Annotated in this window: 16 protein-coding genes; 4 read left to right on the forward strand and 12 right to left on the reverse strand. The window is 36.9% G+C overall.

The annotated features are described in order from the left end of the window. Nucleotides 1–141 precede the first annotated feature (141 nt). The 6 genes from CZ490_RS08690 to CZ490_RS08715 all read right to left on the reverse strand — a co-directional run bounded on the left by CZ490_RS08690 (nt 142) and on the right by CZ490_RS08715 (nt 5,792). Complete coding sequence (locus CZ490_RS08690; RefSeq protein WP_077618521.1) at nt 142–822, reverse strand: class I SAM-dependent methyltransferase; 681 nt, start codon at nt 820–822, stop codon at nt 142–144. Between the two features lie 116 nt (nt 823–938). Then, nucleotides 939–1,301 carry an SCP2 sterol-binding domain-containing protein gene (locus tag CZ490_RS08695; RefSeq protein ID WP_077618522.1) on the reverse strand — a complete coding sequence of 121 codons (363 nt, stop codon included), beginning with the start codon at nt 1,299–1,301 and terminating at the stop codon, nt 939–941. An 85-nt stretch (nt 1,302–1,386) separates the two neighbouring features. Further along, the gene (locus tag CZ490_RS08700; protein ID WP_142255357.1) at nt 1,387–1,977 is read right to left on the reverse strand and encodes a TetR/AcrR family transcriptional regulator; all 591 of its coding nucleotides are present in this window, start codon (nt 1,975–1,977) and stop codon (nt 1,387–1,389) included. A gap of 150 nt (nt 1,978–2,127) precedes the next feature. Beyond that, nucleotides 2,128–4,308: a DNA topoisomerase III gene (locus CZ490_RS08705; RefSeq protein WP_077618524.1), complete on the reverse strand. Its 2,181-nt coding sequence runs from the start codon at nt 4,306–4,308 to the stop codon at nt 2,128–2,130. A 226-nt stretch (nt 4,309–4,534) separates the two neighbouring features. Then, the gene (locus CZ490_RS08710) at nt 4,535–4,816 is read right to left on the reverse strand and encodes a hypothetical protein (RefSeq protein ID WP_077618525.1); all 282 of its coding nucleotides are present in this window, start codon (nt 4,814–4,816) and stop codon (nt 4,535–4,537) included. A 22-nt stretch (nt 4,817–4,838) separates the two neighbouring features. Beyond that, nucleotides 4,839–5,792: an HD-GYP domain-containing protein gene (locus CZ490_RS08715; protein WP_077618526.1), complete on the reverse strand. Its 954-nt coding sequence runs from the start codon at nt 5,790–5,792 to the stop codon at nt 4,839–4,841. 317 nt (nt 5,793–6,109) lie between these two features. Here CZ490_RS08715 and cspD point away from each other — a divergent pair, with 317 nt between their 5' ends. Continuing rightward, nucleotides 6,110–6,310, forward strand: a complete 201-nt coding sequence (gene cspD, locus CZ490_RS08720) for a cold-shock protein CspD (protein WP_077618527.1) — start codon at nt 6,110–6,112, stop codon at nt 6,308–6,310. Nucleotides 6,311–6,404: 94 nt separating this feature from the next. Here the strand turns inward: cspD and CZ490_RS08725 are convergent, their stop codons facing one another. Together CZ490_RS08725 and CZ490_RS08730 are read right to left on the reverse strand one after the other, a co-directional pair. Next, the gene (locus CZ490_RS08725; protein WP_077618528.1) at nt 6,405–6,581 is read right to left on the reverse strand and encodes a zinc-finger domain-containing protein; all 177 of its coding nucleotides are present in this window, start codon (nt 6,579–6,581) and stop codon (nt 6,405–6,407) included. A 108-nt stretch (nt 6,582–6,689) separates the two neighbouring features. Next, a complete protein-coding gene (locus CZ490_RS08730) occupies nt 6,690–7,349 on the reverse strand; it encodes a ribonuclease H family protein (RefSeq protein ID WP_077618529.1) in 660 nt (219 codons plus the stop codon). A 187-nt stretch (nt 7,350–7,536) separates the two neighbouring features. Here CZ490_RS08730 and CZ490_RS08735 point away from each other — a divergent pair, with 187 nt between their 5' ends. Next, nucleotides 7,537–8,217 (forward strand): queuosine precursor transporter, encoded by a 681-nt coding sequence (locus tag CZ490_RS08735; RefSeq protein ID WP_077618530.1) that lies wholly within the window; start codon nt 7,537–7,539, stop codon nt 8,215–8,217. Between the two features lie 110 nt (nt 8,218–8,327). Continuing rightward, the gene (locus tag CZ490_RS08740) at nt 8,328–8,720 is read left to right on the forward strand and encodes a reverse transcriptase-like protein (protein WP_077618531.1); all 393 of its coding nucleotides are present in this window, start codon (nt 8,328–8,330) and stop codon (nt 8,718–8,720) included. 27 nt (nt 8,721–8,747) lie between these two features. Here the strand turns inward: CZ490_RS08740 and CZ490_RS08745 are convergent, their stop codons facing one another. Both CZ490_RS08745 and CZ490_RS08750 read right to left on the reverse strand, forming a co-directional pair. Continuing rightward, entirely contained in the window at nt 8,748–9,026 is a 279-nt protein-coding gene (locus CZ490_RS08745; protein ID WP_234987208.1) for a DUF6123 family protein, read from the reverse strand. A gap of 58 nt (nt 9,027–9,084) precedes the next feature. Continuing rightward, entirely contained in the window at nt 9,085–9,546 is a 462-nt protein-coding gene (locus CZ490_RS08750; RefSeq protein ID WP_077618532.1) for a divergent PAP2 family protein, read from the reverse strand. Nucleotides 9,547–9,645: 99 nt separating this feature from the next. Here CZ490_RS08750 and sspL point away from each other — a divergent pair, with 99 nt between their 5' ends. Then, the gene (sspL, locus tag CZ490_RS08755) at nt 9,646–9,780 is read left to right on the forward strand and encodes a small, acid-soluble spore protein L (RefSeq protein WP_407639784.1); all 135 of its coding nucleotides are present in this window, start codon (nt 9,646–9,648) and stop codon (nt 9,778–9,780) included. A 128-nt stretch (nt 9,781–9,908) separates the two neighbouring features. Here the strand turns inward: sspL and CZ490_RS08760 are convergent, their stop codons facing one another. Further along, a complete protein-coding gene (locus tag CZ490_RS08760; RefSeq protein WP_077618534.1) occupies nt 9,909–10,772 on the reverse strand; it encodes a 5'-3' exonuclease in 864 nt (287 codons plus the stop codon). A gap of 301 nt (nt 10,773–11,073) precedes the next feature. Further along, the gene (locus CZ490_RS08765) at nt 11,074–11,331 is read right to left on the reverse strand and encodes a YpbS family protein (RefSeq protein WP_077618535.1); all 258 of its coding nucleotides are present in this window, start codon (nt 11,329–11,331) and stop codon (nt 11,074–11,076) included. Nucleotides 11,332–11,480 lie beyond the last annotated feature (149 nt).

Consider the following 11,480-nt stretch of genomic DNA (forward strand, 5'->3'; position numbering starts at 1 on the left):
CAGTTGGCTATTCTTGGTGAGTCAACTGGGCACGCAACACCAGCTTCCGTTATCCTCCGCAAACTAAGGCGAACTTTTCGGTTACACATCCCAGAATAAATTGAATTCACTTCAGCTTCAGAACCAAGCGTCTTACTACTCTCAATCCTTCTTTAAAATAAACACCCACATAAACGATAATGCTTGTTTTAGTTCCTTCGGCAGTCCTTTTGTTGTTGCTACATTTACAGAATCTTTGTATACTGGTTGACCATCTAGTAGACTCCAGCCATTTTCCGTAACTAGCTGCTCAAACTCCCAGGGCATCATCGTATTCTGAATAACAGTATCTCCGTATAAACGTCGATATGCATGTTGACGTGGGCCAGCCGTTGGCCCTAAAATACCAACACATAAAATTCCGTTCGGTTTCATTACTCTTTTCATTTCACTGATTGCCTGTAACGGTACTTCTGTCCACTCGATGGAGTTAATTGCCATGATTCCAGAAAAGGCCTCGTCCTCAAACGGGAGAGCGGTCAAATCACCTTGAATAAATGAAAGATTCTCGGAATCATTTCTTGCAGTTGCTTTTTCAATCATCTCAACAGATAAATCGGCACCTACCACATGATGGCCAAGTTCAGCAAGTAAGTAGGCTCCGTACCCATCTCCACAACCTGCATCTAAAATATGAGAATTGTCCTTTATGTACTTCGAAAACAACGGTATAATGGTGGAACGGCTTCCCGAGTTCCACATTACTTGGCTTTGTTTACTCCAAAAATCTGCTCGACTATCCCATTGTTTTTGCGCCTCTTCGTGCCACTTTGAACCAACCATTCATATTCACCCTCTCCTCAATCTACCAATCATTATAACAAGCAGGAAACAATACGACAAAGATTCACATCGATAACAAAAAGCCTAGTGGGTATCCACTAGACCTACTTTCATTTTTACAAGTGTTCTTTTAAATTATATTCACGTAAAAGTCCTTCTAATTTAATGGCCTTACCAATATCCCCCTTTATTTTAAGCTTTCCAGTCATGAAAGCAGCAGTACCATTAAGTTTCCCTAGCAAAAACTGTCTAAAGTTTGCGAGGGATAAGACCAGAGTACAAGTTGCACCTTCACTACCCTCCGACACCTTCGCCTGACCTTCAGCTAATTTAAGTTGATAAGTGCCTTCTTCATCTCCTGTAATTGAAAACTGATAGATTACATCCAAACCTTGTATTGGGGTAGGGTTTTGGTTAATTACCTCTTCAATTTTTTGCATCATTTCAGATAACGTGTAGCTCTCAATACTATTTGTCATGTTGCCATCCTCCTTTAATTATATAAATCTAGTAAAAAACTAGAAAAAAAACGAGTACGCATTCGTATCCACCTTACAAAAAAACTTATTCCTGCATTCCAAGACTTACGAATGCAGAAATAACAATCCGGTTAAGCAATCGAGATATGTCTTCGAAGTTGAGTTTTTCATCATTATGATCAAAAAACATTTGCATGATTACTTCATTAATCGCCCCAACCATTGCTTGAGCCACAATCTTCATTTCTTTTTGTGTAACAGTAGTAGGAAGCCCTGTTTCAACCGTTTGAAGAATGAGTTTTGCAAATACTTGATGTGATTTCTGTCTTACTAATTCTACATTTCTAGATACACCAACTGATTCAACCAATAATATTTGCGCAACATTCTTATTTTCAAAACAGATTTGAATGTAGCGATTAATTCCAGCAAACGCTTTATATGCCATTCGTTCTTCCTGAGAAATCGCATGTTTAACTTCTTCTGTCATCTCATTACCAACCTGTTCAAACAAGGCAACCATTATATCCTCTTTACTTTTAAAATGCTGATAAAAGGTTGTCTTCGAGACACGTGCCATTTCCACAATCTCAAGCACTGATGTCTTCTGGTATCCCGCTTCTGTAAATAGCTGTAGTCCAGCAAATAAAAGTTTCTCTCGCGCCTCTATTGGCATTTCAGTAACAAATAACAAGTAAACCCATCCATTCCTTTAGTACGTGTACGTATCAGTATTTATTTTATTATATAGTTTAGTTGTTTTAGATTCAATAATATTTTTCCAAAATTTAAAAAAGGAAGAAAAGAGACTTTTCTTCCTTACAGATTAACTTTCTTTTGCCACCTTAGCTGGAAATTCAAACTCTATTTTCCCTGTTTGCTCATTCAAAATAAGGTACGCATCAAACGTTTTATTTGCTTTTTTAAAGCCTTTTATTAAATTAGTCTTATTCGCTGAGAGCAGCTTTTGTACATTTGTTTTCGAGATTGTCTTTCCTAGAATTCTCCCTGAAATCGTAAATTGACAGTTATTCTTTTTATAGTTTGCACATCCATAAAATTTGCCTTTATTAATGACATCTCCACCACACTTTTTACAAGTTCCTACAACAGTTCCAATCTCTTTTTTATTGTATGAGCTTTTTTGCGAACTAATAGTTTCGATGTTAACATGTGACAGATCCCATACTCCGCTTTGTTCTTTCGCATCATCAACGATTTTTTGGGACAGCTTTTTTGTCTGCATCATAAACGAAGCTGGAGCTGCTTGTCCTTTACCAATCTCATGTAGGCGCTGTTCCCACTTAGCTGTCATTTCAGGTGACGCTAAGATTCTATCCCCAATTACATCAATTAAAAGTATCCCTTTTTCAGTTGCAAACACCTGGTTTTTTTCAACCTTAATATAATTCCGGTCTTTAAGCATCGTAATGATTCCAGCTCTGGTGGCTTCTGTACCTAGTCCTTCGGTTTTTGCAAGTACCTTCTCAAGTTCGTCATTATCAATATGCTTACCGGCAGTTTTCATTAAGGTAATTAGTTGCCCTTCTGTGTAGCGTTTCGGTGGCTGTGTTTTCCCCTCTTTTGTAAAGCTCTTTTCGACAATTCCAGCTTCCGCTTTTTCAAGTGGTGGCAAAATGACATCATCATCCTTGGAATCCTCTTGAAAGAGTACCTTTCTCCACCCATCCTGAAGCTTCACCTTGCCCTTTGTAATGAATTCAGCGCGACCATCTACCAAGGTCTTAACGGTTGTATAGTCAAAGATAGCTGGTTTGTAATGGGCTGCTATCAACCTTTTTACAATGAGGTCGTAAATTTTCTGCTCATCACCCGATAGTTTTGCAGGGTTAGGAACTTGGTCGGTCGGGATGATCGCATAGTGATCAGTAACCTTCTTTTCATTCACATATCGGGAATTATTGAGAATTGAAGCTACTGGGGTTGGAAAATAGCCTTTGTACTCATCCCATTTTTCTAGTTTCGAGAAAATTTCTGGAATGGTTTGTGCTTCCCCTTTTGTGATATAGCTTGAATCTGAACGTGGATAGGAAATAATCCCTTTTGTATACAGACTCTGGGCAACATCTAATGTCTTTTTCGGCGAAAATTTATAAGCTTTGTTTGCAGTTGCCTGAAGACTAGATAAATTAAATAATAACGGGGGCTGATATTCCTTCCTTTCTGTTTCTACCTCCACAACTTCAGCAGGCTTGTCCTTACAGAAAGCAGCAATTTTTTCCGCCATTTCTTTTGATGAAAGTCGAGATTCATTATCCTTCATCCATTTCCCTTCATATTGCTTGCCATTCATTTCGAAGTTAGCAAACACTTCCCAAAAAGCTTGCGATTTGAAATTCGCGATTTCTTTCTCGCGTTTTACAATAAGGGCTAGGGTCGGGGTTTGTACCCTACCTGCAGAAAATACGTCAGATACTCCTTTTTCCTTCAGTAATAATGTATATACTCTTGAAGCATTCATGCCCACGATCCAATCTGCACATGCACGAGCCTTTGCTTCATAATAGAGATTTCTGGTGTCCTGCTCAAATAGTAAATTTTGAAAACCTTCTTTTACTGCCTTTTCAGTCAGCGAAGAGATCCAAAGTCTTTTTATAGGTTTAGATACCTTAGTTATCTCAATAATATTTCGGATGATCAATTCACCTTCTCGTCCAGCATCTCCGGCATGAATGATTTCGGTCACCTCTGGTTTTCGAAGAAGATTTTTTATAATGGTATATTGTTTTGATTTTGATCTCATGACACGATATGAGAAATGCTCAGGAATAATGGGGAGAGTATCAATTCTCCATTTTTTCCAGGAAGGATTGTATTCTTCTGGGGGTAGTAACTCACATATATGGCCAACTGCCCAGGTGAAATAGGCTCCTTTAGGAAATAGTGAATGGGGCGCAACCTCAATATATCCTTGAGATTTCTTACTCTTAAAAGGTGCGGCAAGCTTCATCGCTTGATCCGGTTTTTCTGCGATTATAACCTTCATATTAATCCTCTTTTCAATTACACTACTAAAGGATGTTCAAAAGTCGGTAAAAATGACACATCGGTTTAGGGACTTCGACTAAACCCCGACGGGTCCTTTTTATCCTCCTGTTTGAACACGCATTACTAGATTCATTTTATCAAAACTTTCATATGTATAGTAAGGTAGAATTTTGTAGAAGAATCTGGGGTTACGATTGTGGAAAGTAAGAGGAGCCAAAAACCATCTATGATGGTTTTTTAGCTTCGATTCTGTCAATGTACATTTGTGTGTGATCGATGATATGATGGATCGAAATAACGGATAATTCTCTGTGCTGCACAGTTCCAACGGCCAAACGGCCTTTATCATCTTCAATAATAAAGGATGTTCCATGGTTTGCATCCATCATTTTATCACAAATGGAGATAATTTTTCGATATATGTAATCCTTATTAATCTCTTTGTTTTTCATATTTAATGTAAATCGGATGATGATTTCTTTTCCATTATAATCGTATCTGAACATATTAGTAGCCTCCGTCAAATGGTTATTCTGACAAAACTCGTTCAATTTGAATTGATTTTTGGATCGATAAATCAATAATTGTATCTGATACCTCAACTAATGGATTTAATAAATCATAAGGATTGATAAATTTAATCACTCCAATTTTGCCATCAGTAAGTAAAACCTGATGACCGATTAATGCATTCATGATTTGCTGTAAAAATGGCATTAAAATTGTTGAATCAAGCTTTCCAAACATATCCTCATTCATTTGTTTAATAACCTGATAGAATGGTGTTGCATCATGATAAACTCGGTTCGATGACATCGCATGAAAAACATCTGCGACAGCTACAATTTTTGAATAATAACTTATTTTTGATCCTTGTAGATTAAATGGATATCCTTTACCATCCTCCCTTTCGTGGTGCTGAAGGGCTACAAGACTAATTTCATGGTTGATTCCTTGAGTGTTTTTTAGTATTTCATATCCATAAATCGTATGTTTTTTAACCGTTTCATATTCAGCCTTCGTTAGCTTACCAGGCTTATTTAATATTTCTGTGGGGATTTTTGTTTTACCTATATCATGCAAAGTTGCAGCAATTGTTAGATCATGTAGGTCTTCTTCAGATAAAGAAAGCCATTTTCCAATTAATGTTGCAATCACACCAACTCCGATATTATGTCGATACGTATAATCATCGGCTGATTGGAGCTTATAGAACAAATGAAAAAATTGTGGAATTTCTGAAGCTGTTTGAATAATCGGTATCACTGTTTGCTTGATTTCGGTAAGCGGTAACTTGGAATGTCGTTTTACAAAATAAAAAATATCCTCTACCTGGTCAATCGCTTCCTCAAGTTTACTGCTAATGAATGAGACATTCGGCTTTTTTGATGGTGCATCAATGTATCCGCTTTCGAGCTTGTTGATAATTATATCAAGCTCATTTGGCTGAATAACTGTGATTTTTGTTTGAATGTTTTTCATTATGAAAGACTCCCCACTAAAGTAAAACTTTGTTTCTATTATTATATCAGAAAATGGAAATTCCACAATAATTATTAGAATATACAAAAATATCGAGCATTTTATATATTTTGGCACAAAATTTTTCCAAGAATGCGTAAAAAACCCTTTATTCCCTTGACTTAACACAAGTAAGGTTGTATATTAAAATCATCATTTAGCAAGTAGTTTAGTATTTTTTTATACTATATTAATAGTAAAGATACATAAATGAGTGGCTATCTGATAAAAATTTTTACGTTGCACGGTAGTGCCGAAGGTTTAGGAGGAAATGCATAATGCAAAACGGTAAAGTTAAATGGTTTAACAACGAAAAAGGGTTTGGCTTCATCGAAGTTGAAGGTGGAGACGATGTATTCGTACACTTCACTGCTATCCAAGGCGAAGGTTACAAATCTTTAGAAGAAGGTCAAGAAGTTTCTTTCGAAGTTGTTGAAGGAAATCGCGGACCTCAAGCATCTAACGTTGTAAAGCTATAATTCCTACATTTTAAAAATAAAATGTGACTAAGGCTGATTTTTATCAGCCTTTTCTTTGGGCTCTTTCTCATACAAAGAGCCCTTTTTACATACATTATGATAATTTCTTTCCATATTCTTTAAGCTTTTGACCTACAGTGCAGTTCTTGATGCAAAAATTTTGGGCAAAGCGCTTTCCATGTTCCTTACGAAAATGTTCTTTTACAAAACAATCTTGGCAGTAAGTGTCAAGCACCTCACCAACTTCCAATATAAGTTCCTTACGTTTCATGAAAATAATCAACTCCTGTTTTTATCGGTTCACGACACTCCCTACGAACGAATTCCTACTCCCTTAGAAATCACCTATTTAATGAGTATGATGGGTAGGCTTAATTACTTACCCTTTTATTTCAAATTTACTAGAAACAATCGTTCCTTCTAAAGCTTGTGTAGCTAGTCTATCTGCTTCTGCATTTGCTTTTCGAGCAATTGGATCATAGACTGGATGAATTCCTAATTTTTCAATTCTAGCCTCAATACGATCAAGCCATCTGTTTAGATTTTCCTCAAAACATGGCCACTCACCAGACAACTGCTTTAACACTACATGCGAGTCCCCTTTAAAGGTTACCGTAGAATGATGCACTCCTATTTCCTCTAACGTATTTAACAGGAGCCAAAATGCTGCATATTCGGCCTCATTATTTGATTCCATTTCTTCAAACACTTCATTGACTCGAACCCGATACGATTTTTTATTTTGCGTATAATAAATAGCAACACCTAGTCCAGCCTTACCTGTTTGTATATCAAACCCACCATCAAAATAGGCTATGATGTCCTGGGGCTCGGTTTCAATTTCTTTAATCAGTTTTAAAAGTTCTTTCTTTGTCCATTTGGTGTGACGTTCGTCATAGAAAACAAGATCCTTTGTGCGTCCCGTTCGCTCGAAATCATCCGCAATCAAAAGTGCCTCTTCTGCAGAAACTTCATCTGACAATAACGTAATGACTTGATTTTTTGGCGTTTTATATGTCCATTCTAATTTAAGTTTCAACACGCTCATCCTCTCTAATGGAACGTATCTTCATTTTTCCTAATATTTTACTCATTATACACTTTTTCCATAAGCTTAGGTACTTCCCCTTTTGTTCATATCATACTATAATAAACTCTTGACAATTAAACGATATCCTTTCGCGGTTCGTGAACTCCCGCGTTATCAAAACTATAGGAGGAATACTATGTACAATGAAATACTTTGGTTTATTTTTGCGATTGTCAATTTTGTGTTAGTACTTGCTATTTACCGTTTTTTCGGCAAACCTGGGCTATTTGTTTGGATTGGTTTCTCAACTGTTGTGGCCAATCTACAGGTTGTAAAAACAGTTGAATTATTCGGTCTAACGGCCACTCTCGGTAATATTATGTATGGGACTAGCTTTTTAATAACCGATATCTTAAATGAAAAATATGGGAAAGAAGAAGCAAAAAAAGGTGTGTGGCTTGGATTCTTCACATTAATTGCAATGACAATAATCATGCAGTTTGTCCTAGCATTTGACCCCCATGAAGTGGACTTTGCCCAAGGTTCTTTAGAGACTATCTTTGGATTACTTCCACGGATTGCATTAGGAAGTCTACTGGCGTTTCTTATTAGCCAATATTCGGATGTTATCATTTTCGCAAAATTGAAAGAACGCTTTCCGAGAGACAATCAGTTATGGATTCGAAATAACGGAAGCACAATGATCAGTCAATTGGTCGATACGTTAATCTTTACAAGTGTTGCATTTCTGGGCGTGTATCCATTTGACGTTTGGATTCAGATTTTCATAACCACCTATTTTATAAAATGGTTGGTTGCCATACTGGATACCCCGTTTATTTATATCGCGAGAAGATTTCATAAAACTCAAAACTGACTTAGTTAAGGATGTCTGTAAAAGACATCCTTATGTTAGATATTCCACTTTGCACGCTGGTTTTCAGGTGATAAAATGCTTATAACAACTTATATTTATGGAGGCACCTAATGATTGAAGTGTACATAGATGGGGCAAGCGCCGGTGATCCTGGACCGTCTGGAGCCGGTGTCTTTATAAAAGGCAATGGTATTGTAGAAAAACATTCTATCCCACTTGGCATCATGACCAATCATGAAGCTGAATATTACGCCCTGCTTAAAGGTTTAGAAATTTGTATCACAAACAATTACCGTGTAGTATCATTTCGAACAGACTCCCAGCTTGTTGATCGAGCAATCGCGAAAGAGTTTGTGAAAAATAAAAAATTCGCGCCGTTGCTCGAGAAGGCAATAAAGCTTTCTAACGAACTCGATTTGTTTTTCCTTAAATGGATTCCGAGTACACAAAATAAGGTCGCAGATGAATTAGCTAGACAAGCTGTTCGAAAAAACGATATGTAAAAGAACCCTTGGATGTATACCAAGGGTTTATGACATTATATTTCGTTGTTCCACAAATTGATAGGCTTGCTTTCGACTTTGAATTTGGTTTTCCTTTAACATTTCCAATAATGAAATGAAAAAGCTTCCGTCAAATTCCTTTTGTGCTTTCAATGTAATTTCGATTGCTACATTGACAATCTCATCTGTCGACTCAGTATAATGCTGGCCGAAAGAAATGAAGCCAACTGCATCATCCCCGAGATTAAAGCCCTTTTGCGCTAGAAACTGCAAATACTCTTTTACTTTATTTTCTAATGTAAACAAAAGCCCCATCCCCAACAAAAAATGATACCCTAATAGTACCGCATTTTTTGTCGAAATACTACGATTTTTTTGTTAAAAAATGGGCGATTGTTCCTGCAATCATTCCAAATATTGCCCCGCCAACTACTTCTTGTGGCTGATGGCCAAGTCTTTCTTTCAGTTTTCTTTCCTTATTATCATGAAAATGATGGTCCTTTTGTCCTGCTAAACGCTCTATTTGCTCATCAAGTCGGTTAACCTTAATTGTAAGTTCACCTGATTGGCGTCTAATCCCTTGAGCATCATACATAACGATCAACCCAAATACTGTAGATAGGGCAAAATCTATTGTAGGTACACCTCGTCTTAACGCTATAAATGTAGCTAATGATGAAACACCTGCGGAGTGAGAACTTGGCATTCCGCCAGTTTCAAAAAAAGTACCCCAATCCCATTTACCCGTTTTTACTTTTTTGATTGGAATTTTTAAGAATTGAGCAAGACCAATGGTCAATAACGCAGTATAGATCCCTTTATTCACGCTTCTCACCTCATGATTAGTTTCCTAGTTCGCCTCCTTTTCTATTCAAGACATATTACAAATTGGGTTGGAAATAATACGAAATGGAGGTGATTGATGATGGCACAAAAAGCAAATAATCGTGGAAAGGCTCCAAAAGGTGTAAATCCACAGGGTTATAATGAAGATACTGAATTCTCTATGGAACCTAAAAGCGAACTTGAGAACAGAGCGAAGAAATCAAATACGAAGTGATAATATTTGGATTTGGATGTCCCTTTTGGGGGCATCCGAATCGCCGAAAAATATAATAATTAGCTTTAAATAATCAGCAATAAATCAGCTTTTTATTTTATATAAAAAGAGCACTCAACTGAGTACTCCTAGCTAATAAATTGATCCAAGCCCTTAAACTCTAGATCTGAAAATTTTTCGTGCACTTTTTCACGATTAATTTGAATTAACGCCTCTTCAAGTGAACAGTTAATTGGGACTTCACAATGAATTCTCGCCAATTTTCTAGACAAATGAAGCATGTCCAAGTCTTCTTTGATTTTGGTCTTTTGTGCCTTTGTCAAATTTTCTACGTTTTCGAGGATTCCTTCAATGGAACCATACTGTTGCAGAAGTTTCAGTGCCGTTTTCTCACCGATTCCCTTTACACCAGGGTAATTATCACTTGAATCACCCATTAGCGCTTTTAGGTCAACCATTTGCTGCGGACGTATTCCCTTTTCTTCCAGGAAGGTTTCACTTGTATATTCCGCGTAATTACCGATTCCTTTTTTCATAATTAATACAGTAATATTGTCGTCTAGTAGCTGCAGAATGTCTTGATCACCTGTTAATATAATCACTTCAGAATCTTTACTATATTGAGTAGCAAGTGTGCCAATACAATCATCAGCCTCATAGCCTGAAAGCCCTACATTCGGGATATCGAATGATTCAACTACTTCCTTAACTAGATCAAATTGTGGAATTAACTCCTCCGGTGGTGCACCACGATTGGCTTTGTACTCACCATACATTTCCGTCCGGAAGGTAGAGCTTCCCATATCCCAACAACAAATCACATGGGAAGGCTTGTACGTATTGACTGCAGTCATCATATGCTTTATAAATCCGTGAATTCCATTGGTCGGAATACCTTTACTGTTTACCATAAAATAACCACTCATCGCCGTTGCGTAAAAAGAACGAAATAATAATGCCATCCCATCTATTAACAAAACCTGATTTTTCATCAGCATGGCCTCCCTATCTAAAAGTCATCATAGACAGTATTATACCATATATATACCGTGCATTTATTTGTATCTTCCTTCCAAGAAATGAAAAAAGCCCTCTATAATAGAGGACTTAAGCTTATTTACTTCTCATTTTTTCTACTTCAATCTCGGCGTAAGAAGCAAAGTGGTATGGTGTTGTACCCTTTCCCTCTTGCTTTTTAGCTTTTTTCGATTCAGGTTGTTTATCTTTTTTCAACATGCATGTCTCCTTTATTAGAGATTGTCGTTAGTATTACCTAACAAGCATGTATTATGTTTAGTTACGTCCTGCGTATTCTTTTACCATCTCAACCGTTACAAGCCTACGTAATGGTACAATCCCTTTTTGAGCCAACTGATTCATTTCATTTGTAACCCTATTGATTTTATCGACAGTGAATTCTTTGTTTTGTTTTGCTAACGTAACTGCCTCTTCAATAAATAGTTCTCGTTGCTGTTCTAGCCCTACAAATCTTTTTACAACTGCGTGCTGACCATTTGAATGTTTTGTGATTGCTTCATGTACGTTCGTCATTGTTTCTCCTCCGATGTCATTAACTTTAGTATATGGGGTTTTGGTTCCCAACAATTAAATTGGTACTCTGGTTTCGTATCATAGTTTAAACGTGAACATCTGTATGACATCTTACCATCTTTACGTTCAGCAATAAAGTGAACACAGGT

The organism is Litchfieldia sinesaloumensis, from assembly GCF_900156865.1.
In the GTDB taxonomy this organism is placed as follows: Bacteria; Bacillota; Bacilli; order Bacillales; family Bacillaceae_L; genus Ferdinandcohnia; species Ferdinandcohnia sinesaloumensis.